Annotated in this window: 21 protein-coding genes and 2 tRNA genes; 8 read left to right on the forward strand and 15 right to left on the reverse strand. The window is 58.2% G+C overall.

Annotated features, from left to right (window positions below):
* Positions 1-12: 12 nt before the first annotated feature.
* A complete protein-coding gene (locus tag AC2FJ6_RS06850; RefSeq protein WP_170769185.1) occupies positions 13-330 on the reverse strand; it encodes a phosphoribosyl-ATP diphosphatase in 318 nt (105 codons plus the stop codon).
* Positions 327-1,088, reverse strand: a complete 762-nt coding sequence (hisF, locus tag AC2FJ6_RS06855; RefSeq protein WP_170769186.1) for an imidazole glycerol phosphate synthase subunit HisF — start codon at positions 1,086-1,088, stop codon at positions 327-329. Before hisF ends, AC2FJ6_RS06850 begins: the two co-directional genes overlap by 4 nt.
* A 174-nt stretch (positions 1,089-1,262) precedes the next feature.
* Here hisF and AC2FJ6_RS06860 point away from each other — a divergent pair, with 174 nt between their 5' ends.
* Entirely contained in the window at positions 1,263-1,655 is a 393-nt protein-coding gene (locus AC2FJ6_RS06860; RefSeq protein ID WP_170769827.1) for a DUF302 domain-containing protein, read from the forward strand.
* Position 1,656: 1 nt separating this feature from the next.
* Here AC2FJ6_RS06860 and hisA read toward each other — a convergent pair whose 3' ends face one another.
* Positions 1,657-2,376 carry a 1-(5-phosphoribosyl)-5-[(5-phosphoribosylamino)methylideneamino]imidazole-4-carboxamide isomerase gene (gene hisA / locus AC2FJ6_RS06865; RefSeq protein WP_170769187.1) on the reverse strand — a complete coding sequence of 240 codons (720 nt, stop codon included), beginning with the start codon at positions 2,374-2,376 and terminating at the stop codon, positions 1,657-1,659.
* 132 nt (positions 2,377-2,508) lie between these two features.
* On the opposite strand from hisA, the gene AC2FJ6_RS06870 reads away from it, so the two are divergent.
* On the forward strand, positions 2,509-2,907 hold the full coding sequence (locus AC2FJ6_RS06870; RefSeq protein ID WP_170769188.1) for a DUF2147 domain-containing protein: 399 nt from the start codon (positions 2,509-2,511) through the stop codon (positions 2,905-2,907).
* Between the two features lie 4 nt (positions 2,908-2,911).
* Here AC2FJ6_RS06870 and hisH read toward each other — a convergent pair whose 3' ends face one another.
* Together hisH and hisB are read right to left on the reverse strand one after the other, a co-directional pair.
* The gene (gene hisH, locus AC2FJ6_RS06875; RefSeq protein WP_170769189.1) at positions 2,912-3,550 is read right to left on the reverse strand and encodes an imidazole glycerol phosphate synthase subunit HisH; all 639 of its coding nucleotides are present in this window, start codon (positions 3,548-3,550) and stop codon (positions 2,912-2,914) included.
* The gene (hisB, locus tag AC2FJ6_RS06880; protein ID WP_170769190.1) at positions 3,551-4,138 is read right to left on the reverse strand and encodes an imidazoleglycerol-phosphate dehydratase HisB; all 588 of its coding nucleotides are present in this window, start codon (positions 4,136-4,138) and stop codon (positions 3,551-3,553) included.
* Between the two features lie 155 nt (positions 4,139-4,293).
* On the opposite strand from hisB, the gene AC2FJ6_RS06885 reads away from it, so the two are divergent.
* Complete coding sequence (locus AC2FJ6_RS06885) at positions 4,294-4,533, forward strand: Lrp/AsnC family transcriptional regulator (RefSeq protein ID WP_496668701.1); 240 nt, start codon at positions 4,294-4,296, stop codon at positions 4,531-4,533.
* Positions 4,534-4,535: 2 nt separating this feature from the next.
* Here AC2FJ6_RS06885 and AC2FJ6_RS06890 read toward each other — a convergent pair whose 3' ends face one another.
* The 8 genes from AC2FJ6_RS06890 to AC2FJ6_RS06925 all read right to left on the reverse strand — a co-directional run bounded on the left by AC2FJ6_RS06890 (position 4,536) and on the right by AC2FJ6_RS06925 (position 13,632).
* Positions 4,536-5,138 carry a hypothetical protein gene (locus tag AC2FJ6_RS06890; RefSeq protein WP_170769192.1) on the reverse strand — a complete coding sequence of 201 codons (603 nt, stop codon included), beginning with the start codon at positions 5,136-5,138 and terminating at the stop codon, positions 4,536-4,538.
* A gap of 46 nt (positions 5,139-5,184) precedes the next feature.
* Entirely contained in the window at positions 5,185-6,051 is an 867-nt protein-coding gene (locus AC2FJ6_RS06895; protein ID WP_170769193.1) for a GNAT family N-acetyltransferase, read from the reverse strand.
* Positions 6,052-6,134: 83 nt separating this feature from the next.
* A tRNA-Gly gene (locus AC2FJ6_RS06900) sits at positions 6,135-6,209 on the reverse strand.
* A gap of 36 nt (positions 6,210-6,245) precedes the next feature.
* A tRNA-Gly gene (locus tag AC2FJ6_RS06905) sits at positions 6,246-6,320 on the reverse strand.
* Positions 6,321-6,636: 316 nt separating this feature from the next.
* Positions 6,637-7,020, reverse strand: a complete 384-nt coding sequence (locus tag AC2FJ6_RS06910; protein WP_170769194.1) for an MAPEG family protein — start codon at positions 7,018-7,020, stop codon at positions 6,637-6,639.
* Positions 7,021-7,096: 76 nt separating this feature from the next.
* Complete coding sequence (locus AC2FJ6_RS06915; protein ID WP_170769195.1) at positions 7,097-10,534, reverse strand: pyruvate carboxylase; 3,438 nt, start codon at positions 10,532-10,534, stop codon at positions 7,097-7,099.
* A 146-nt stretch (positions 10,535-10,680) separates the two neighbouring features.
* The gene (locus AC2FJ6_RS06920) at positions 10,681-11,817 is read right to left on the reverse strand and encodes an alpha-hydroxy acid oxidase (protein ID WP_170769196.1); all 1,137 of its coding nucleotides are present in this window, start codon (positions 11,815-11,817) and stop codon (positions 10,681-10,683) included.
* Between the two features lie 39 nt (positions 11,818-11,856).
* Complete coding sequence (locus AC2FJ6_RS06925) at positions 11,857-13,632, reverse strand: sensor domain-containing diguanylate cyclase (protein ID WP_170769197.1); 1,776 nt, start codon at positions 13,630-13,632, stop codon at positions 11,857-11,859.
* Positions 13,633-13,812: 180 nt separating this feature from the next.
* On the opposite strand from AC2FJ6_RS06925, the gene AC2FJ6_RS06930 reads away from it, so the two are divergent.
* On the forward strand, positions 13,813-16,338 hold the full coding sequence (locus AC2FJ6_RS06930; protein ID WP_496668703.1) for an ATP-dependent helicase: 2,526 nt from the start codon (positions 13,813-13,815) through the stop codon (positions 16,336-16,338).
* Positions 16,339-16,341: 3 nt separating this feature from the next.
* Here AC2FJ6_RS06930 and AC2FJ6_RS06935 read toward each other — a convergent pair whose 3' ends face one another.
* Together AC2FJ6_RS06935 and AC2FJ6_RS06940 are read right to left on the reverse strand one after the other, a co-directional pair.
* Positions 16,342-16,632, reverse strand: a complete 291-nt coding sequence (locus AC2FJ6_RS06935; protein WP_170788320.1) for a DUF1330 domain-containing protein — start codon at positions 16,630-16,632, stop codon at positions 16,342-16,344.
* A gap of 487 nt (positions 16,633-17,119) precedes the next feature.
* Positions 17,120-17,347 carry a DUF1127 domain-containing protein gene (locus AC2FJ6_RS06940; RefSeq protein WP_170769200.1) on the reverse strand — a complete coding sequence of 76 codons (228 nt, stop codon included), beginning with the start codon at positions 17,345-17,347 and terminating at the stop codon, positions 17,120-17,122.
* Between the two features lie 947 nt (positions 17,348-18,294).
* Here AC2FJ6_RS06940 and mraZ point away from each other — a divergent pair.
* From mraZ to AC2FJ6_RS06960, 4 genes are read left to right on the forward strand one after another with little or no spacing between them, the layout of a single operon-like run.
* Entirely contained in the window at positions 18,295-18,762 is a 468-nt protein-coding gene (gene mraZ / locus AC2FJ6_RS06945; RefSeq protein ID WP_480898685.1) for a division/cell wall cluster transcriptional repressor MraZ, read from the forward strand.
* A 4-nt stretch (positions 18,763-18,766) separates the two neighbouring features.
* Positions 18,767-19,759, forward strand: coding sequence for a 16S rRNA (cytosine(1402)-N(4))-methyltransferase RsmH (gene rsmH, locus AC2FJ6_RS06950; RefSeq protein ID WP_170769202.1), 993 nt, complete (start codon positions 18,767-18,769; stop codon positions 19,757-19,759).
* Positions 19,756-20,124 carry a cell division protein FtsL gene (gene ftsL / locus AC2FJ6_RS06955; protein ID WP_170769203.1) on the forward strand — a complete coding sequence of 123 codons (369 nt, stop codon included), beginning with the start codon at positions 19,756-19,758 and terminating at the stop codon, positions 20,122-20,124. The genes rsmH and ftsL overlap by 4 nt, the downstream gene beginning before the upstream one ends.
* Positions 20,121-21,908, forward strand: coding sequence for a peptidoglycan D,D-transpeptidase FtsI family protein (locus tag AC2FJ6_RS06960; RefSeq protein WP_170769204.1), 1,788 nt, complete (start codon positions 20,121-20,123; stop codon positions 21,906-21,908). Before ftsL ends, AC2FJ6_RS06960 begins: the two co-directional genes overlap by 4 nt.
* Positions 21,909-21,924 lie beyond the last annotated feature (16 nt).

Below are 21,924 nucleotides of genomic sequence, written 5' to 3' on the forward strand. Positions count from 1 at the left end.
TTGTGACGGTCGTCACCCCTTTGAACGCGCAGCTTTTTCTGCGATGCCACTGATGCCTTGACGGCGAGCCAGTTCAGCCAGCACATCGTCTAGCGCCACGTCGCGGGCCGCCAGCATGACAAGCAGATGATACAGTACGTCCGCAGCCTCTGACGTCAACTTTTTCACGTCGCCTTTGGTGGCTTCGATGATCGCCTCGATGGCCTCTTCTCCGAACTTCTCGGCGCATTTTTCGGGGCCCTTCGCCAACAACTTGGCGGTCCAGCTGCTGTCGGGGTCAGCGTCTTTGCGGGCCTCAATCGTGGCGGCCAGATCGTGCAGTATGCTCATGTCAGCCTCATCGGGATGCCTGCGGCGGCCATGTGTTCCTTGGCCTCGCGGATGGTGTATTCGCCGAAATGGAAGATCGAGGCTGCCAGGACGGCGCTGGCCCCGCCTTCGATCACGCCTTCGACCAGATGGTCCAGATTGCCGACCCCGCCCGAGGCGATCACCGGCACGTCCACCGCATCGGAAATGGCGCGGGTCAGAGGCAGGTTGAACCCCGCCTTGGTGCCGTCGCGGTCCATCGAAGTTAGCAGAATCTCACCCGCGCCCTTGGCGACAACGGTTTTGGCAAACTCGACAGCGTCAATACCGGTGGGCTTGCGACCGCCATGCGTGAAAATCTCCCACTTGCCGGGGCTGACGGTCTTGGCGTCGATGGCGCAGACAATGCACTGGCTGCCGAACTGATCTGCCGACTCGGCGATCACATCGGGGTTGGCCACGGCAGCCGAGTTGAAGCTGACCTTGTCCGCCCCCGCCAGCAGCAGGGCGCGTACATCGTCCTTGGTGCGTACGCCGCCGCCTACGGTCAGGGGGACAAAGCACTGTTCCGCGGTGCGCTGAACCACGTCGAACATGGTGCCCCGGTTTTCATGGGTGGCGTGAATGTCCAGAAAACAGATCTCATCCGCGCCTGCCTCATCATAGGCCTTGGCCGATTCCACCGGATCGCCCGCATCGCGCAGACCGACGAAGTTGACGCCCTTGACCACGCGGCCATCAGCGACGTCCAGACAGGGAATGATGCGGGTTTTCAGCATGGCGATGTCCTTTGTTGGCGCACCTGTAACGGCAAAGCCCCGCCGATGCCAGACTTGTGATTGTGATCTGCCGCGAAGCCGTGGAAATTAAGGATGAAATTCATGAAAAGGATTATCGAGATGCGACATCTTATTCTGGCTTCAATACTCACTTTCGGAGGGGCACTGTCCGCCATGGCAGACGACATCATCAAAGTTGAAACAGACAAATCCGTGACCGAGGCGCTGGACGCGCTCGAGGCTGCCGTTGGCAATGCAGGCGCAACGGTCTTTGCCCGCGTTGACCACGCCGCAGGGGCCGAGAAGGTGGGCACGCCAATTCCAGCCAATCAGGTGCTGATCTTCGGCAACCCTGCGCTGGGCACGCCCGCCATGCAGATCGATCCGCGCGCCGGGCTGTTCCTGCCGCTGAAGGTTCAGGCTTATGAGGACGCCGAGGGGCAGGTCTGGCTGGCCTATGAGGACCCGAAAGAGACCTTGGACGATTTGAATGGCGTCTCTAACGCGCCCGTCGTCGAAAAGATGCGCGGCGCGCTGGCCAAGCTGACCGCCGCTGCCGCACAGTAAGTCACTTTAGAGCGCGAATGGCCTCGTTCAGGTCAATCGCGCCATCATAGAGTGCACGGCCCGAGATGGCGCCATTCAGCTCTACGCCGCAATCGCGCAGGGCGAACAGATCGTCCAACGAACTGACACCACCCGAAGCGATCACCGGGATCGATACGGCGCGGGCGAGGGCGGCGGTCGCCTCGATATTCGGGCCCTGCATCGCGCCGTCGCGGTTGATATCGGTATAGATGATGGCCGCGACGCCTGCGTCTTCAAAACTGCGGGCAAGGTCTGTGACCTGCACGTCTGTTTCCTCGGCCCAGCCTTTGGTGGCGACCATGCCGTTGCGTGCGTCGATTCCCACGGCGACCTTGCCGGGGAATTCGCGCGCCGCTTCGCGGACCAGATCGGGGTTTTCGACCGCCACGGTGCCCAGAATCACGCGAGCGAGCCCCTTGCTGATCCAGGTTTCGATCGTTTTCAGGTCACGAATCCCACCGCCCAGCTGCGCAGGAACTTTACAGGCGGCCAGAATCGCCTCGACCGGAGCAGCATTGACCGGCTCACCGGCAAAAGCACCGTTCAGATCAACCAGATGCAGCCATTCGCACCCGGCATCGACAAAGGCTTTAGCCTGCGCCGCCGGGTCGTCATTGAACACTGTTGCCTTCTCCATTTCACCGCGCAACAGGCGCACGGCCTGGCCGTCTTTGAGGTCGATGGCGGGGTAAAGGATCATATCGGGCCTTCTTTCACTGTCATTGTGGCGGGATATCGCACAAGGCAGGTAGGGGATGCAACGCGACGCGGGGTCATAGTTGCTCACAGGCCGATATTCGGGACAGACTATGGGTGTAAAAGGGAGATTTCTATGAAACAAACGATCCTTGCCGCAGCAGTCCTGACGGCGCTGGCAACCGTCGCGTCCGCTGATCCTGTAGATGGCATCTGGAAAACAGAGCCCGGTGATGACGGCGAATATCTGCACGTGTCGATTTCCGAGTGCGGCAGCGCAATCTGCGGCACCATCGATAGCGCTTTTGATGCGTCAGGCAACCAGGTATTGAACTACGAGCATGACGGCAAACAGATGATCTGGGACATGATTCCCGAAGGTGGCGGAGCCTATGACAACGGTAAGATCTGGGCACCGGACCGCGACAAGACGTATAACTCGAAAATGGCGCTGAGCGGCAACTCGTTGACCGTCAAAGGCTGTGTCGCGGGTGGTCTGATCTGCCGCGGCCAGACCTGGTCGCGCGTTCAGTAAGCCCTTATGGGGCCCAGGCTAGGAAGTTTCCGATCATGCGCAGCCCCACATCCTGACTTTTTTCAGGGTGGAACTGCATTCCAACCATTGTGTCACGGCCAATCACGGCCGTGACCTCCTGCCCATAGTCCACATAAGCCAGACGCTGCGCCGGGTCGGTGACCCGGAAGTGGTAGGAATGGACGAAATAGGTGTGATCGCCGGATTCCACTCCGTCAAACACCGGGTGATCGCTTTCCAGCACCAGATCGTTCCAGCCCATATGCGGCACTTTCAGCGCGCTGTCTGACGGTGCAATCCGCACAACATCGCCCGCAACCCAGCCCAGTCCGTCGGTGTCAGTGTATTCGTGGCCCGTTGACGCCATCAGCTGCATCCCGACGCAAATGCCCAGAAACGGGCGACCTTTTTGCTCCACCGCTTCAACCATAGCGTCGTGGATACCCTTGTGCCCACGCAGTTCGGCCGCACAGGCCGGAAAGGCTCCGTCACCGGGCAAGACTAACCTGTCGGCGCGCGCTACGACATCTGCATCCGAGGTCACAACAACCTCACCCGCATCCAATTCCCGCGCCATGCGCTGAAACGCCTTTTCGGCCGAGTGCAGGTTGCCGCTTTCGTAGTCGATGATCGCTGTCAGCATTTACAGCGCGCCTTTCGTGGACGGAATCGCATCCGCCTTACGCGGGTCGGTCTCGACCGCCAGGCGAAGGGCGCGGGCGACGGCCTTGAAGGCGGCCTCGGCGATGTGGTGGCTGTTGAAACCGTGCAGCTGGTCAATATGCAGCGTGACGCCGCCATGGGTGCTGAGCGCCTGAAAGAATTCGCGCACCAACTCGGTGTCGAACGTGCCGATCTTGGCTGTCGGCAGGTCCACGTTCCAGATCAGGAACGGACGGCCCGATAGATCCAGCGCGCAACGCACCTGTGCGTCATCCATAGGTAGATGGCATTCGCCGTACCGACGGATGCCTTTCTTGTCGCCCAGAGCTTGCGTCAGCGCCTGACCCAGCGCGATGCCGGTATCCTCGACCGTGTGGTGGTCGTCGATGTGATAGTCACCCTTGGCGCGGATGGTCATGTCGATCAGCGAGTGACGCGCCAGCTGATCCAGCATGTGATCGAAGAACCCCACACCGGTCTGATTGTCATAGGTGCCGGTGCCATCCAGATTGACCTCGACGGTGATCTCGGTCTCGGCGGTCTGACGGCTGATCTTTGCGCTGCGCATGGGCGAATTCCTTTTGCTACAGACGCGCTTATAGACGGGGTAGGGCGGCCATATCCAGAGCGCATGCAGCATTCGCCGCAATCTGTTGCAGGGGATTGCACCCCGGCCCGCCCCGTGCAAGCTTGCGAGCAACTCAAACCAACAAGGTCCGGCCCATGTCCACCTGCGTTTTCATCCAGATCCGCTGCAAACCCGGCACCACTTACAAAGTGGCCGAAGAGATCGCTCTGCGCGAAATCCACTCCGAACTGTACTCGACCAGCGGCGAATACGATCTGTTGCTGAAGCTTTACATCCCCGAGGCCGAGGATGTGGGCCATTTCATCAACGAAAATCTGCTGGTGATTCCCGGCATCGAACGATCACTGACCACAATGACGTTCAGGGCGTTCTAGGGTCAGGCCAGCGTTTCAGCCGTTGTGTCCAGCGGGACGGTTCCGGCCAGCAGAGCGTGGCTATGGGATTGCTGATCCGATGCTGCGGCGCGCAGAAACCGCTGTGCCTCGAAAAGCAGCATTAGGGGCAGAACCAAGGAAATCAGATCGTTTTGTCCGACAATCAGGGACCAGACAATTCCAACTGCGCACAAGGCTAGCAGTAAGCCAGAGTGGAGGTGCGTTTTTTTCCGGCACTGGGTCTCATAAGTCAGAAAACCTTTGGTCGAGAAACAGGTCAGAAACACTCCGATCAAGAAAATGCTGGTCAGAACAAGTGTGTCGATATTTCCGATCAACACGTTCGCCGCACCGCGATAGCCGGAAAGAGCCAGGAGTTCGATCAGCGGAGTTATAACGACCATGAACAGATTGATGCCAAGCAATATGGGCTGAGGGCGCAGGATTTTCCGGGCATACAAACCACAGACACAGACCGCCAAAATGGCCCCGACCCAGCCCGCCAGACGCTGATCTTCCAGCGCGCGCGCAAGGATGAGAAAACTGATGCCCGGTAGATTTTCAAAAATCTCCAGCAGCAGCCGTTTTTGATGCTCACCTAACATAGGCTCAGTCCCTCCAATCTGTAACCCGAAATGGTGGGCGAAAATTCTAACCCAGTTCAAACGTTGTCACGCCGAAGATCCGGCTCAGGTCGATATCCGGTTCGTGATCGGAATACATCCGCGCGGTCTCGAACACTTTGTCCAATCCCAATTGCTGGGCCATGGCGAATGCCGCCGCATTTGGTTGGGGCATATCGACAAAGACATCGTGATCGCGATGATCCACGGGAATGGCCGCCAAGAGGCTTGCCAGCAGCGCCTGCGCTATCGCGGCGTCGTCGGCAAATAACGGGCCAACCTTGTAGCCCGTCTTGCAGGGGCGCAGAGTGGCATAGCCCCTGATCTGGCCACTCTCGGTATAAACCCGAGAGATATGGCTGGTGGCCCCCAGCCAGCTTTGCAGGAAGCTGTCGCGCGCTGCTGGAAACAGTTGGCGGTCATAGGCTTTGAGGGCGTCGCTGGCGGTTGACAGCGAGGCCACACCATTGCCCAGAACTTGCCCCAGCTTGGGCAGCACATCCCGAACCCGCGCGCCGAAGCGGTAGTTGTTGTAAGCAAATGTGAAGCCGGATTTGCGATAGTTGTCCTGCTGTTCGACCACTCCATCCAGCCCCATATTGCGGCCTTCGCAATGGGCCAGCGCGTGGCCTGCGATTTCAAGCCCGTGACCATGGCTGCGATATTCCGGTCGGACAATGTAGAACCCCAGAAAGGAAAACGCATGATCGTAATTCACGGCTGAGACCGAAGCGACCATCTCCCCATCCAGAAACCCGCCCATAAATCCATCGGGGTCTGTGGGCCTGAAACACTCGGCATCGTGGACGCCGGGGTTCCAGCCTTCGCGGCCAGCCCAGTCCACGGCTTGTTTAACTTCCGCCTCGGTCAGAGGGCGGATGGTGTAGTTGGACATAATAACATCCTGCAATCGTTAACGACCTCAGAATGACGCAACATCCCGCAAGACACCAGTAAAGTTTGAAAAAATGCTGTATCTGGAGCGGGCGAGGCGATTCGAACGCCCGACCCTAACCTTGGCAAGGTTATGCTCTACCCCTGAGCTACGCCCGCATCAGATACATATGTTTTGGTCCGGAGACCTCTCAATGGAGCGGGCGAGGCGATTCGAACGCCCGACCCTAACCTTGGCAAGGTTATGCTCTACCCCTGAGCTACGCCCGCGCCGTTGAGTGAGGAGGGATGTATAAATTCCCACGCGGGGCTGCAAGCGGAAAAATACAAAAAAAAGGAAAAATCTTTCGACGGAAATGCCGGTCTGACGTGTTCAAGTCATAGAGCGTTGCAAAACCAACAGGATGGAGCAGAGGATATGACGCGTATAGCAGACATGAAAATGGCGTTGTTAGCCGCATTGATTTGTTTGACATCTGCATTTTGCGTGCAGGACGGTGAGCGGCTGGGCGAGGCGGAACCGGAGCTTAGGAAAGCTCCGAATATTGAAACACGCGTTCTGACGGGATGATCCCAGCGACAGCGGCTAAAGCGCCAGAACAAGGTTCGCGATAGCTGCCACCAAAATTGCGGTGAACGTCAGCACCATACCAAGCTGTCGAAAGATAACGATCTGCGGGGTTTTGCCGAACCCATAGGCATGCAGGACGCGCCCGGCCAGCAAACTCAGCCCCAGCAGATTGACGAGCAGGCCGCTTGCGCCCTGAAGCTCGACCATGGCGATCAGCAGCAGCGCGAACGGGGTGTATTCGACGAAGTTGGAATGGGTTCGGATCGCCTTGAGCATCTCGCTATTGCCGGAATCACCGTAAGAGATCTTGTGGCCACGGCGTTTAGTGATGACCCAACCGCTGAGAGCGATGTAGAGAAGCGCCAGAACGGCGGCGTAGATCGGTGTGATGGACAGCATGTTTTTCTCCCTGACGCATGAAAAGGGCCGCCCGGATTTCCGGGCGGCCCTCCAGTTGGAAGCTAAACTAGGTCGTTCATTCCAGTTCGACCAGTAGGTCCTTAGCGTCAATCTGACCGCCGGGCTGGACATGGACGGCCTTCACCACAGCGTCGCGTTCGGCATGGATGCCGGTTTCCATCTTCATCGCTTCGATGGTGAGCAGTAGATCGCCTTCTTTTACCTCCTGACCTGAAGTGACGCTGACAGTGGCCACAACACCGGGCATCGGAGCGCCCACGTGGTTTGGGTTGCCCGCTTCGGCCTTGGGACGAGCCTGTGTGGACGCGGTCACCAATCGGTTTGGCACGCGGATGACGCGGGGTTGCCCGTTGAGTTCGAAGAAGACTTTGACCTCGCCGTTCTCATCTGTCTCGCCAATGGCCTGACACCGGATTTCCAGCGTCTTTCCGGGGTCGATCTCGGCTGTGATTTCTTCACCCGGATTCATGCCATAGAAGAAGGTGCGGGTAGGCAGAGTACGGACTGGACCATATGTGCGGTGGCGGCCCATGTAATCCAGGAAGACCTTGGGATACATCAGGTAGCCGTTCAGGTCCTCGTCATCGACCTCTTTGCCATCCAACTGCTTGGACAGATCTGCACGGGTGGCTTCCAGATCGACCGCAGGCACGTCCTTACCGGGGCGCTGGGTGTTGGGCGATTCGTCCTTTAGCACCTTCTTGATGATCGTGTCCGGGAACCCGCCCGGAGGCTGGCCCAGGTTGCCGCGCATCATGTCCACGACTGAATCAGGGAAGGCCACATCCGTTGACGGGCTTTCCACATCATCGCGGGTCAGGCCCTGGCTGACCATCATCAGCGCCATGTCGCCAACCACCTTGGACGAGGGCGTCACCTTGACGATATCGCCGAACATCTGGTTCACGTCGGCATACATTTGGGCGACCTCGTGCCAGCGTTCCTCCAGCCCCAAGCTGCGCGCCTGCGCTTTGAGGTTGGTGAACTGACCGCCGGGCATTTCGTGCAGGTAGACCTCGGAGGCTGGGGCCTGCAGGCTGGATTCGAAGGCGGCGTATTGGCCGCGCACCGCCTCAAAGTAATCGCTGATTTCGCGGATGGCTTTGATGTCCAGACCGGTATCACGCTCGGTATGGCGCAGCGCCTCGACCACGGTACCCAGCGTCGCTTGCGAGGTGTTGCCCGAGAAACTGTCCATCGCGCAATCCACCGCGTCCACGCCCGCCTCGGACGCGGCCAGAATGGTGGCGCTTGCGATGCCAGCAGTGTCGTGCGTGTGGAAGTGGATCGGCAGACCGACCTCTTCTTTCAGCGCGCGGATCAGGATTTTGGCCGAGGCCGGTTTCAGCAGACCCGCCATATCTTTCAGGCCAAGGATATGAGCACCTGCATCGCGCAGCTCTTTCGCCATGCCGACATAGTATTTCAGGTCATACTTCGAGCGATCCGGGTCTAGAATATCACCGGTATAACAAACGGTGCCCTCACAGATCTTGCCGTTCTCAACGACTGCATCCATCGCCACGCGCATGTTCTCGACCCAATTCAGCGAGTCGAACACGCGGAACACGTCGATATTCTGCGACGCCTGACGGACGAATTCCTGCACCACGTTGTCGGGGTAATTGGTGTAGCCAACCCCGTTCGCGCCGCGCAGCAGCATCTGGGTCATCAGGTTCGGCATCGCTTCGCGCAGGTCGCGCAGGCGCTGCCACGGGCATTCCTGCAAGAAACGATAGGCCACATCAAAGGTCGCACCGCCCCAGCACTCGACTGAGAACAGCTGCGGCAAGTTCGCGGCATAGGTCGGCGCAACTTTGATCATATCGATCGAGCGCATCCGGGTGGCCAACAGCGACTGATGCCCGTCACGCATGGTGGTGTCGGTGATCAGCAGCTGGCGCTGCGCTTTCATCCAGTCGGCAACAGCCTGCGGACCTTTCTGCTCCAGCAGGTTGCGGGTGCCCATCTTGGGCTCACCCTTCAACGCAGGTGGGCGCGCGTCTTTCAGATCGGCGCGTGGCATTGGGCGGTCTTTGGTTTCGGGATGCCCGTTCACGGTGATATCCGCGATATAGGTCAGAACCTTGGTGCCCCGATCACGACGTTTCTTGAAGGTGAACAGATCTGGTGTCTCGTCGATGAATTTGGTGGTGTATTCATTCGACAGGAAGGTCGGATGTTTCAGCAGATTCTCGACAAACGCAATATTGGTCGAAACACCGCGCACCCGGAATTCGCGCAGCGCACGGTCCATCCGCGCAATCGCTTTCTCAGGCGTTGGCGCCCAGGCAGTAACCTTGGTCAGCAGCGAGTCATAATACCGCGTGATCACCCCGCCCGCATAGGCCGTGCCGCCATCCAGCCGGATGCCCATACCCGTGGCCGAGCGATAGGCCGTGATGCGGCCATAATCCGGGATAAAGTTGTTCAGCGGATCTTCGGTCGTTACGCGCGTTTGCAGGGCGTGACCGTTCAGTTGCACCTCATCCTGGTTGGCTTTGCCGGTGGCCTCAGACAGTGTCTTGCCCTCGGCGATCAGGATCTGAGCTTGAACGATGTCGATGCCGGTGACTTCTTCGGTGACAGTGTGTTCGACCTGTACGCGCGGGTTCACCTCGATGAAGTAGAACTTGCCGGTGTTCATATCCATCAGGAATTCAACCGTGCCCGCGCATTCATAGTTTACATGAGCGCAGATCTTGCGACCCAGTTCGCAAATTTCGGCCCGCTGTTCTTCGGACAGATACGGTGCAGGGGCGCGTTCCACGACTTTCTGGTTGCGGCGCTGAACTGAACAGTCACGTTCGTACAGGTGATAAATCTCGCCATGCTTGTCGCCCAGTATCTGAACTTCGACGTGGCGGGCGCGGGTGATCATCTTTTCCAGATACCCCTCGCCATTGCCAAAGGCGGCTTCGGCTTCGCGGCGGCCTTCCAGAACCTTTTCTTCCAACTCGTCTTCCGAGTTGATGGGGCGCATCCCGCGTCCGCCGCCGCCCCAGCTGGCTTTCAACATCAACGGGTAACCGATCTCGGCGGCTTCGGCTTTGATCGCGGCCATATCGTCGCCCAGAACTTCCGTGGCGGGGATAACCGGCACGTCAGCAGCGATGGCAACCTTGCGGGCACTCGCTTTGTCACCAAGGGCGCGCATGGTTTCGGCCTTGGGGCCGATGAAGGTGATGCCATTCTGCACGCAGGCATCCACGAAGTCCGGATTTTCCGACAGAAGCCCATAGCCGGGGTGGATCGCGTCTGCACCGCATTCCTTGGCAACGCGGATTATTTCGTCAATGCTGAGGTAAGCAGCAACCGGGCCCAGCCCCTCGCCAATGCGATAGGCCTCATCCGCCTTGAAGCGATGCAAGCCCAGCTTGTCTTCTTCTGCAAAGACGGCAACGGTGCGTTTGCCCATCTCATTGGCTGCGCGCATTACGCGAATGGCAATCTCGCCCCTGTTGGCAATCAGGATCTTTTTGAAGTCGGTCATTGTCGGTCCCGGTCTTTGTGGTTTGGCCGTGTTGATAGGCGGACAATACGTGCGCGTATATCAGTCGTTCTGGGTAGAACCGGCATGTTAACGCTCGCAAACGCCCTTTTGTGGCGCTTTCTTCATACACATGCTGCGGTGCAGCATCAATCCAACGTTAAAATTGGTGGGATTTCTTCCAGCGTTCGGGCTCCTAGTTGTCCCATATTGGCCTTCAGATCCTGTCGTAATATGTCGATGACATGCGCTGGTCCCGCAGCACCCAGCGCGGCCAGGGCATACATAAAGCCCCGTCCCAACATGACAAAATCCGCTCCGGAGGCGCGCGCACGCAAGATATCGAGGCCGCCTTCAACGCCGCTGTCGAAGATTAGCGGCAGGTCGGTTGCCGCGCGGATGGTGGGCAGCACGTCTATTCCGGCTGGCGCGCCATCAAATTGCCGCCCCCCGTGATTCGAGACCCACAACGCGTCCACCCCCGCTTGCTTCAACGGCTCGGCATCTTCGGGGCGCATCACGCCCTTGACGATCAGCGGCCCGTCCCACGCATCGCGCAGCCAGTGCACATATTCCATGTCCGGCGAAGTTCTGAGTAGGTAACCCACATGCGCCGTCGGAGGCAGGTTGCTTGAGTTGTCGGTATATTTGTCTAAAGTCCGCATACGCGGAGGCCCGCTGCGTGCCATGGCCATGGCCCAAGCCGGGCGTTGTGCGATCTGAGCCAGTAGCTTTGGTGTAAGCTTCGGCGGATTGGTCAGCCCGGAGCGTGTCTGCCGTTCGCGTCTGGACGCAACCGGAACATCTGCGGTCAGTACAAGGGTTGAGAACCCGGCTTGCCGAACCCGGTCCAACAGGTCGCGCCGGATATCCGGGTCTTTTGGCGGATACAGTTGAAACCACGCGTCATTGCCCAGATGCGGGGCGACATCCTCGGGGCTTTGGGCGGCGACATTCGACAGCGTGAAGGGCAGTCTGGCTGCTGCGGCTGCACGGGCCAGCAGCCCCTCAGCGTCCGGCCAGATCAATCCCGCCATCCCGATTGGCGCGACGCCAACAGGCATAGGATAGGTGCGACCCAGAAATTCCACCTGTGTGTCGCATTCGATTGGGCCGTGCAGGATCGAAGGTGCGAACCCCAGGCGATCTAATCCGACACGATTCCTGCGCAGGGTCGCTTCGACTCCCGTGCCACTGTCCAGATATTCCCATACGAAATGAGGGATACGACGCTGCGCACGGCGTTTCAGGTCGGCTATGCCGGGGTAGAGGCTGTGTAGATCCATGCCGTTTGATCTGACCAAACGGGCGATTCGGCAAGGATTTTAAGGTTTTGCTTTGCCCAAAGCGGTTTTCACGGGACGAAGAGCTTCTGGTGCGTTCTGCGCATCGCCGGCCATCTGCACCTGATTGCGCCCTTTATCCTTGGCCGCGTATAGCGCGTCGTCCGCCGCGCGCATCAGATCCTGCGGCATTGCCCCATGGGCCGGATAGTGGGCCACGCCAACCGAAATCGTGATGCGCGGCAACGCCTTTTCACCGTAGCGAACCGTGACCGCCTCGACCGCCTGACGCAAATGTTCTGCGCGGGTTACCGCATCCTCTGGGCGATTGTCCGGCAGGATCAACATGAATTCCTCTCCTCCGATCCGGCAGGCGACCTCGTCCCGGTCGCATCCTTGCTCCAGCGCCGAGCCAACCGCCCGCAAAACCATGTCACCCGCATCATGCCCATGGGTGTCGTTAAACTTCTTGAAATGGTCCACATCCACTGCAATCAAGCTCAGCGGGGCACCGGTCCGTTGGCTGCGGTTGATGGACTTGCGCAAAGTCTCTGTCATGTGTCTGCGATTGAAAAGCCCGGTCAGCGGGTCGCGGACAGATTGGTCATGCAGTTGATCACGCATACGCACGTTGGCAATCGCCATACTGATCTGTTCGGCGCAAAGTTGAGCCAATTTCTTGCTGGAATGGAAGCAATCTTTACGCCCCTCCAACGCTCGCAAGTGCAGCAATCCGACAGTTTCGCCATGCGCGAGGATCGGAAAGCAGAAATACGGGCGACCATCATGCGGTTCGGCGTGCTCGCAGACGAAATCAATTTCGGACGCGCCGAACTCATAGGTGCGGCCGCGCCGCAGGCCCCAACAGCCTTCGGGATGAATATGCGCCTTATGCTCTGCCCCGTTCCAACTGGCGCAGCCATCCAGCACATCGCGGGAGTTCGAATAAACATAGACGCTCCCCTCGGCCTCGGGCAGGATATGCGTCATAAACCGTGAAACCATGTCGAAAAGCTCATCCAGAGACTGGCTGGATTGCAGCCACTCGTTCAATTCGCCCAGTAACCGAACTTCGCGGGCCAGGCGGAGTTGTTCATCCATCAATTGGCGCTCTTTCACCGCACGCCCGCGTAGGCTACGCATCTGTCGGCGGTTGCTGCGATAGACAACCAGCGTCACGATACTGAAGGCCAGAAGCGCAACGGCACTTAGAATGAAAAGCGACAAGCGAACGCGATCAATGAACAGATTTCGAACATCGGTGATGTCGGAATAGAATTCGATCGCGCCAAGAAACTCACCGTCGCGGATGATTGGCGTATAGATTTCGGCCACATGACGGGTTTCAGGACCAGAGGCGTGAATGGCCGTTCCTTCATAGTCGTCGACTTCGGTCAGAGGTTTTTCTTCGTGTTTGTAATAGATATTTCCCTGCCGGATAACGGATTGAAAATAGGGCTTGGAATTCACGGTTCCCACGTCCGCAGACCGGGTCGACCAGAACACGCCGCCATCCGCATTGAACAGTTTAAATCGGTAGATGTCCGAAGTCGCCGGCAACAGTTCCAGAAACTCCTGGTCATGAATTCCGATAGATCCCGTCTGGAACGTGGCTTCTACGTCCTCAAGATGCGAGGTGACCTGTTTGCCCAGTTGCGTTGCTTCTTTGCGCAGGTCTGCTTCCAGCATCCGATCTACGACCGGCGTTGGTACTGCATAGATTCCCCAGCCGGACACCGCAGTCAGAGCCATCAGAGTCAATATGATGGCGGCCATTTTCAAGCGGGATGCCCCGGTTGTTTCTGTATTAGTTTCCATTTTCGCGCTCCCACTTCTTTGGCTGGAAGCATCAGGTGCAAGCTTTGACGGAAGGTTAACTTTTGTCTGCGCAAATCAGAGGAGTTGATTAGAATTGATTGGAACCTTCTACAAAATTCTTTGCGAACAAGGGGTGAACAAACTCTTTCCCTCGGGACTGATCCGGCGTAGTTTGCGGGTATGAGCAGTTCCGACGAAATGGACGCCTTCGAGGGCGCATCCCTGTCCGCGCGCGCGATGGCTGCGCGAACTTCCCCCTATCTTGACGATCTGAACCCCGCGCAGCGCGAGGCGGTGGAGCGTTTGGACGGTCCAGTTCTGATGTTGGCCGGGGCGGGAACGGGTAAAACCAAAGCGCTGACAGCGCGGATCGCGCATCTGCTCAGCACCGGGCGAGCCCGCCCGAATGAAATTCTGTCGGTGACATTCACGAACAAGGCCGCGCGCGAAATGAAAAACCGCGTGGGTCGATTGTTGGGCCAGCCGGCCGAGGGAATGCCTTGGCTGGGTACCTTCCACTCAATTTGCGTCAAGCTGCTGCGCCGACATGCGGAATTGGTTGGAGATGGTCAGGTGCTTCCGGCCGCAGACAAATCTGATGGGCTTGTCGATCCATTGGGGATGCAAGAAGCCTCAAACTATGATGTTGGACCAGTTCCTCGTCCACAAGAGCAAGTTGCCGATCGAGCGCTTCACTTGAAATCGAACTTCACCATTCTGGACACCGACGACCAGTTGCGTCTTCTCAAGCAATTGATTCAGGCAGCCAATATTGACGACAAGCGCTGGCCGGCGCGTATGTTGGCCGGAATTATCGACGATTGGAAGAACCGCGCACTGACGCCCGACAAAGTGCCCGCTGCAGATGCCGGAGCGTATAACAACAAAGGCATTGAGCTCTACGCCGCGTATCAGCGCCGACTGCTGGAGCTGAACGCCGTCGACTTCGGCGACCTGTTGCTGCACATGGTCACGATCTTTCAGCAGCACGAGGATGTGTTGAAACAGTACCAACGCTGGTTCCGATACATCCTCGTGGACGAATATCAGGACACCAACGTCGCTCAATATCTATGGCTGCGACTGCTGGCCGGAGGGCATAAGAATATCTGTTGCGTGGGCGATGATGACCAGTCGATCTATGGCTGGCGCGGGGCCGAGGTGGGTAACATCTTGCGGTTCGAAAAGGATTTCCTCGGCGCGTTTGTGGTGCGATTGGAGCAGAATTACCGCTCGACCCTGCATATTCTGGCCGCTGCCTCGAATGTCATTCGGGGCAATGAAAACCGTTTGGGGAAAGAGCTTTGGGCGGATGCAGAAGACGGTCACAAGGTCAACCTGATCGGCCATTGGGATGGCGAGGAAGAGGCCCGCTGGATCGGCGAGGAAATCGACGCGCTGCAAGGTGGCACGCGTGGGATTCGTCCGATGAATCTGGATGAAATCGCCATCCTTGTTCGCGCCTCGCACCAGATGCGCGCGTTCGAGGATCGGTTTCTGACCATCGGGTTGCCTTACAAGGTGATTGGTGGCCCTCGGTTCTATGAGCGGATGGAGATACGCGATGCCATGGCCTATTTCCGGCTTGTGGTTAGCCCCGGCGACGATCTGGCGTTCGAGCGGATCGTGAACACGCCCAAACGTGGTTTGGGCGACAAGGCGCAGCAGACGATCCAGATGACCGCGCGCGAAAATGGCGTGTCGCTGGTCGATGGGGCGCGGATTGCGGTCGACAATGGGCTGATCAAGGGCAAAGGCGGCAAGGCGCTGCGCGAATTGATCGAGGGGCTGGCGCGTTGGAATGCGATGACGCGCGGGCCGCGGATCGAGGTCGAGGATGACTCGGTCATCGACGACGGTGCTCCGCTGCGGTTTGGTGAGCCCGAGGTCTCGCATATCGAACTGGCGCAGATCGTGTTGGACGAATCCGGCTATACGGCCCATTGGCAGAATGAAAAGTCACCCGAGGCACCGGGGCGGTTGGAAAACCTCAAGGAACTGGTCAACCAGTTGGACAATTTCGAGAACCTGCAGGGGTTCTTGGAGCATGTCAGTCTGGTCATGGACAATGAGCAGGACGGCGACGGGGCCAAAGTCTCGATCATGACGCTGCACGCGGCTAAGGGTTTGGAGTTTCCCGCCGTGTTCCTGCCGGGGTGGGAGGATGGTCTGTTCCCCTCGCAGCGATCGATGGACGAATCCGGTCTCAAGGGTTTGGAAGAAGAGCGGCGACTGGCCTATGTGGGCATCACGCGCGCCGAAGAGGTCTGCACGATTTCCTTCGCGGCCAACCGGCGGGTGTTCGGGCAGTGGCAGAATGCGATGCCATCGCGGTTCATCGACGAATTGCCCGAGGATCATGTGGAGGTGCTGACGCCTCCGGGGCTTTATGGCGGCGCTCAACCGGCAGCGACCATTGAAACCCGGGCGGTAAAGGCGGATGTCTACAACTCACCAGGCTGGAAGCGGATGCAGGCGCGTCAGGGGCAATATGGGATGTCGCAGCCCCGCGAAAGCCGCAATACGGTGATTGATGCGACCGCAGTGGCCAGTTTCACTCTGGGTGAGCGGGTTTTTCACCAGAAATTCGGCTACGGCGCGGTGATCGGTATCGAGGGCGACAAGGTCGAGGTCGATTTCGACAAGGCAGGCGTCAAAAAGGTGGTTGCGCGTTTCCTGACCGCCAAGGACGACGTGCCGTTTTAGCGGTCACAATCCGTCAACCAGAACTAAATTGGCTGAGGCTGTATTCTGCCTGATTTTGGCCAGCTCGATATAGTCGGGGTCGTCTTTCCATGCCTTTGCGGCTTCGAGACTGGGGAACTCCATCAGAACGATCCCATCTTTTTCCCAAACGCCTTCGATCACTTCGACCGGTTTTGACGAGACCGTCAGCAGGCGCCCTCCGTGTCGATCAAAGATGGGCATGAAGCCTTCCAGATATTTTTGATACCCGTCGGGATCGTGGATCGAAATCTGAGCGATGAAATACGCGGCCATGGAATGCTCCTGAACTAAGTCAACACTCCATCACCATACAAAATGGGCCGAAAAAAGAAAAACGGCGGTCCCCAGGGAGGAGGAGGGGAACCGCCGTTCTTTGCAACATCAGGGCAGGGAGGAGGAGAGCCCTGATGTATCTGAACCCGGGTCTGATCCCGGTATGTCTAAGTCGCGGCGACACCAGGGAGGAGGAGAGGTGTCGCCGCGCGCTTTCAACATCAGGGCAGGGAGGAGGAGAGCCCTGATGTATCTTCGTCCGGGTCTGATCCCGGTATGTTTAAGTCGCGGCGACGTCAGGGAGGAGGAGAGACGTCGCCGCGCGCTTTCAACACCGGGAAAGGGAGGAGGAGAACCCGGTGTATCGCGTTCCGGCGTTCAGGGCCGGTATAATCTGCGGCGACATCAGGGAGGAGGAGAGATGCCGCCGCTGAAATACAGGTCCTAAAGGGAGGAGGAAGGACCTGATCTCGGTATATGGTTGCGCTTAAGTGCGCGCGAATTGCTCTTCGGCCGCTTGCAGCGCAAGGCGCCGGATCATCGAGCGGTGCAGGCCCAAATCAGCCAGCTCTCGGTTCGACAATTCGGACAGTTCATTCACTGTCCGACGGTAGACGCGATAGCGCGCGAACCGGATCTTTGCCGCGTCGATCAATGAAGCCATGCCGGTTGCCGGTGAGCTTTTGAGCGCGGTTTGATGTGTTGCTGCGGCCATGAGTAAAACCTGTGTGTTTCCGTGTTGCCGGGCGTTCCGGCGTTTGCTTGAGATTGAAAATAGGCAAATGCTGCGATTGCACAATGGTTCGCGTCGTCAATGCCGCTATGCAGCAAATGCATGGATATCAACCGGTTGGCGTTTTAGGGAAGAAAGTGCCTTAAAAATAAAGGTTTTCAGCTTTTACACTTTTCGGAAGAAATGTCAGCTTGATCCTTGATGCGGGTTTTCTGCGAAATCTTTGTGCGGAGTTTCCGAAATTTGTGCATCCGTTTAGCGATGCTTTTGTAGTCGCGCTGCTGAACTATTGCCCCAGAAGGGCATGGGAATTCATGGGCGAAGCGTTGTTTGCCCAACGGATCTTATGGAAAGCCTGCGATTCATCGCCATCGATTCGTCCCGAAAATCTGTTGCCTAAATGCCGATTTCCTTGAATTCCTGCTTGATTGGAAAGTTTTTTGGGAATTGATGGGAATTCAGGGAAATGCTCCAGTATGCGTATATATCGGCATAACTTGGGGCCTATCATCTACATATTGTGTTGATAGCTTGCACTTCACCTCGAGTTTTGAGGTAGATTTGTAGAATCGGCAATTTTTGCGGTGAAATTTTCCATTGCTTTCCATGAATTCCCATGGCATCCCTTATTCATCCGATGAGGACGAGGCACATGGGGCATCAAACGACCCCGAACCAATAAAATACAGGTTTCATACAGGCATCTCGCTTTCATCATTCAAGAGATCCGGCGCGCGGGCGAGCAGACATCCCCCCAGGTGGCGCGCGCAGCTGGACTTCCCGCTCAGCGGGCCAATGCGGCGGGTTGATCAGTGGCAGCAGATCAACCCGCCGTTTTTCATCCGGGGGGAACGTGAAGTTCAAGTGGGGCGCAAGCGAAAGGGACAGTCGTCTTGGCGCGCAGGTTTAGAGGTGAAAGCCACCACAAGGTGGATACGAAAGGCAGGGTCTCGATCCCGGCCTCGTTTCGCCGCGTGCTTGAATCCTCTGATCCGAACTGGCAGCCCGGTGACACACCTGAACTGGTGATCGTCTACGGCGACCATCGCCGCAAATTTCTGGAATGCTACACAATGCAGGCGATCGACGAGGTCGATGCCAAGATCGACGCTTTGCCGCGCGGGTCGATGCAGCGGAAGATGTTGCAGCGCATGTTCCACGGGCAGTCCTTTCCAACAACCGTGGATGAAACCGGACGTCTGGTGCTGCCGGCCAAGCTGCGCAGCAAAATCGGTCTCGAGGGCGAGGCCTTCTTTATCGCCGCGGGCGATACATTCCAAATCTGGAAGCCGGAAACATACGAATCCGAGGAACTCGCCGCCGCCGAAGAGTGGTTGGATGATCAGCCGGACGATTTCGATCCGCTGGAATTCCTAGACGGCGCCGGGGACGCGTAACGGCATGGCCGGCGCTACTCCCTCGTCCGAGAAGCCTCATATCCCTGTTCTGTTGCGCCCATTGCTGGCGGCTGTGGCTCCTGTTTCGGGCGTCTGGCTGGATGGGACGTTCGGTGCGGGTGGCTATACGCGCGGTCTGCTGGACGCCGGGGCTGACAAGGTCATCGGCGTTGATCGTGATCCGCTGGCCTTTGAGATGGCAGCCGAATGGGCGGGCGACTATGGTGACCGGCTGGTGATGCAGGCCGGTGTATTCTCGCGCATGGACGAATATGCGCAGGATCTGGATGGCGTCGTGCTGGATTTGGGCGTGTCTTCCATGCAGTTGGATATGGCCGAGCGGGGCTTTTCCTTCATGAAGGACGGCCCTCTGGACATGCGGATGAGCCAGGAGGGCGAAAGCGCTGCAGATCTGGTCAATACCGCAACCGAAGCGCAACTGGCCGATATTCTGTTCCATTATGGCGAAGAACGCGCCAGCCGCCGCATTGCCAAGGCCATTGTCAAGGCACGTACGGAGGAGGCGATCACGACAACCCTTCGTTTGGCCGAGATCATCGAATCCTGCCTGCCGCGCCCCAAACCGGGGCAGTCGCACCCGGCGACCCGCAGCTTTCAGGGGCTGCGGATCGCGGTGAATGCAGAATATGAGGAACTGTTTCAAGGCCTCATGGCTGCCGAGCGGGCGTTAAAGCCCGGCGGGCAGCTGGCCGTGGTGACGTTTCATTCCATCGAAGATCGCATGGTCAAACGGTTCTTTCAGTCGCGGGCGGGTAAAACCGGGCGCGCCAACCGCTATGCGCCCGAGATGGAACAGGAGCTGCCGCAATTCACGCTGAAAACGCGCAAGGCGGTGGGGCCGGACGAGCAGGAATTGCAAGAAAATCCGCGCGCGCGTTCGGCCAAGCTGCGCGTGGCGGTACGGACTGAGGCTCCGGCGGGGGAAATTGAAGCCCGCGCCATTGGGATGCCGCAACTTGGGGGAAGAGCAAGATGAAAAGTATATTGTACGTCTTAACTGCGCTTTCGGTGTTCGGGCTGGCCCTTTGGGCGTATCAAGAAAATTACCGCACCCAGCAGGTGGTGAAGGAAACGCAGAAATTGCAGCGTGAAATCGGTATGGCGCAGGTACGTCTGGCGGTGTTGAACGCCGAATGGGCCTATCTAAACCGTCCGGACCGCCTTCGCGAACTGGCTGACTTGAACTTTGAGCGCTTGGGCCTGTTGCCCTTGCGTGCCGAGCAGTTTGGGCGCGCCGACCAGGTTTCTTACGCCGAAGACCCGGACTTGCCGGGTGTTGATCCTTTTGAGTTGGAAGCGATCACCAATATTCAGGCACTGGGCGAGGTGCAGATTCCATGACACGTACGCCCCTCCGTCCTCTGGCCCGTATTCTCGACGCCCGCGCCAAGGGTGAGAACCCCAAAGCCATCGAGCGCGAGAATATCCGCCAGCGTCACGAAAACATGAAAGACCGCGCCCGTGCGCGGGCCGAAGGGCGCCTTTTGGTGCTGGGTCTGTTCTTTTTCTGCGCATTTTCGGTCGTTGGTTTTCGCATGGGGATGCTCGCCACCTCCGAGGCGCAGGAACCGCTGGCCAGTGCCCCCGGTGCTGCAATTGCTATGCAGCGCGCCAATATCGTTGACCGTGAAGGGCGCATTCTGGCGACCAATCTGGACACCTATTCTGTCTATGCCCAGCCGCCTTTGATGATTGACCCGGTGGCGGCTGCGGACCAGTTAGTGGCGATTTTTCCTGATCTGGAAAAAGAACGCCTGATCAAGGACTTCACAGGCGACCGTAAATTCCTGTGGATTAAGAAACGGATCTCGCCCGAGCAGAAACAGGCTGTGCATGACATCGGCGATCCTGGTATCCTGTTCGGCCCGCGTGAGATGCGGCTTTATCCAAACGGTAAGCTGGCCGCGCATATTCTGGGTGGCTCGGGCTTTGGGCGCGAAGGCGTAAGCGCCGCCGAGGTGATCGGTGTGGCTGGTGTCGAGAAACAATTCGACGACTATCTGCGCAACCCTGCCAATGGCAACAAGCCGCTGCAACTGTCGCTGGACCTGACGGTACAGGCGGCGGTCGAACAGGTTCTGTATGGCGGCATGAAGATCATGAATGCCAAGGGCGCGTCCGCCGTTCTGATGAACGCTCATACGGGCGAGGTCGTCTCAGCTGCATCGCTACCGTCTTTTGATCCCAATGACCGACCGCGCCCGCCGACCTCGGGGTTCGATCCTTCGGACAGTCCGCTGTTCAATCGCTATGTGCAGGGCGTGTACGAGCTGGGCTCGGTCTTCAAGATTTTCACGGCGGCTCAGGCGGTGCAGCTTGGCTTGGTGAATTCCAGCACGATCATCGACACGTCCGGACCAATGCGGATCGGGCGGTTCCCGATTGGCGAGTTCAACGGCAAGAACTATGGGGAGATCAGCGTTGCGGATGTGATCGTCCACAGCTCGAACCGGGGCACGGGACGGCTGGCTTTGCAGATCGGCGCGCAGCGGCAGCAACAGTTCCTCAAGGCGCTGGGCATGTTCGAGCCCACCCCGTTTGAGATTGTCGAGGCCGCAGGTGGCGAACCGCTGAAACCCAAGAAATGGGGCGAACTTAGCACTGTGACCATTTCCTATGGCCACGGGTTGTCGACGAGCCCGATGCATCTGGCGGCGGGTTATGCGGCAATTGCCAATGGCGGGCACTATGTCAGCCCGACGATCTTGCGGCGCAATGGGCCTCAGTACGGTCCGCGCATTATGTCTGACAGTGCGGCGCGCCAGGCGCAGCAGATGTTGCGCAAGGTGGTCACAGATGGCACCGCCAGCTTTGGCGATGTGGCTGGTTATGACGTTGCGGGTAAGACAGGCACCGCCGATAAGCCCAAACCGCGCGGTGGGTATTACGATGACAAAGTGATCTCGACCTTTGCGACGATCTTTCCAGCTTATGATCCGAAATACGTGCTGATCGTCACGCTGGATGAACCTTCAATCGTGGCATACGGCGAGAAGCGCCGTACGGCAGGGTGGACAGCCGTTCCGGTTGCTGCGGAACTGATTGGACGTGTTGCTCCCTTGCTGGGCCTGCGTCCCCGGCTTGAGCCTGAGGCGCGCGCTGCTATAACGCTCACCTCAAATTAGACCGTCCGGCAAAGGG

Source organism: Ruegeria sp. CDSA089 (genome assembly GCF_059612205.1).

Bases quoted from the DNA above. Each gene is read 5' to 3' on its own strand.
- AC2FJ6_RS06850 (WP_170769185.1), bottom strand. From the start codon at position 330: ATGAGCATACTGCACGATCTGGCCGCCACGATTGAGGCCCGCAAAGAC.
- hisF (WP_170769186.1), bottom strand. From the start codon at position 1,088: ATGCTGAAAACCCGCATCATTCCCTGTCTGGACGTCGCTGATGGCCGC.
- AC2FJ6_RS06860 (WP_170769827.1), top strand. From the start codon at position 1,263: ATGGCAGACGACATCATCAAAGTTGAAACAGACAAATCCGTGACCGAG.
- hisA (WP_170769187.1), bottom strand. From the start codon at position 2,376: ATGATCCTTTACCCCGCCATCGACCTCAAAGACGGCCAGGCCGTGCGC.
- AC2FJ6_RS06870 (WP_170769188.1), top strand. From the start codon at position 2,509: ATGAAACAAACGATCCTTGCCGCAGCAGTCCTGACGGCGCTGGCAACC.
- hisH (WP_170769189.1), bottom strand. From the start codon at position 3,550: ATGCTGACAGCGATCATCGACTACGAAAGCGGCAACCTGCACTCGGCC.
- hisB (WP_170769190.1), bottom strand. From the start codon at position 4,138: ATGCGCAGCGCAAAGATCAGCCGTCAGACCGCCGAGACCGAGATCACC.
- AC2FJ6_RS06885 (WP_496668701.1), top strand. From the start codon at position 4,294: ATGTCCACCTGCGTTTTCATCCAGATCCGCTGCAAACCCGGCACCACT.
- AC2FJ6_RS06890 (WP_170769192.1), bottom strand. From the start codon at position 5,138: ATGTTAGGTGAGCATCAAAAACGGCTGCTGCTGGAGATTTTTGAAAAT.
- AC2FJ6_RS06895 (WP_170769193.1), bottom strand. From the start codon at position 6,051: ATGTCCAACTACACCATCCGCCCTCTGACCGAGGCGGAAGTTAAACAA.
- AC2FJ6_RS06910 (WP_170769194.1), bottom strand. From the start codon at position 7,020: ATGCTGTCCATCACACCGATCTACGCCGCCGTTCTGGCGCTTCTCTAC.
- AC2FJ6_RS06915 (WP_170769195.1), bottom strand. From the start codon at position 10,534: ATGACCGACTTCAAAAAGATCCTGATTGCCAACAGGGGCGAGATTGCC.
- AC2FJ6_RS06920 (WP_170769196.1), bottom strand. From the start codon at position 11,817: ATGGATCTACACAGCCTCTACCCCGGCATAGCCGACCTGAAACGCCGT.
- AC2FJ6_RS06925 (WP_170769197.1), bottom strand. From the start codon at position 13,632: ATGGAAACTAATACAGAAACAACCGGGGCATCCCGCTTGAAAATGGCC.
- AC2FJ6_RS06930 (WP_496668703.1), top strand. From the start codon at position 13,813: ATGAGCAGTTCCGACGAAATGGACGCCTTCGAGGGCGCATCCCTGTCC.
- AC2FJ6_RS06935 (WP_170788320.1), bottom strand. From the start codon at position 16,632: ATGGCCGCGTATTTCATCGCTCAGATTTCGATCCACGATCCCGACGGG.
- AC2FJ6_RS06940 (WP_170769200.1), bottom strand. From the start codon at position 17,347: ATGGCCGCAGCAACACATCAAACCGCGCTCAAAAGCTCACCGGCAACC.
- rsmH (WP_170769202.1), top strand. From the start codon at position 18,767: ATGGCCGGCGCTACTCCCTCGTCCGAGAAGCCTCATATCCCTGTTCTG.
- ftsL (WP_170769203.1), top strand. From the start codon at position 19,756: ATGAAAAGTATATTGTACGTCTTAACTGCGCTTTCGGTGTTCGGGCTG.
- AC2FJ6_RS06960 (WP_170769204.1), top strand. From the start codon at position 20,121: ATGACACGTACGCCCCTCCGTCCTCTGGCCCGTATTCTCGACGCCCGC.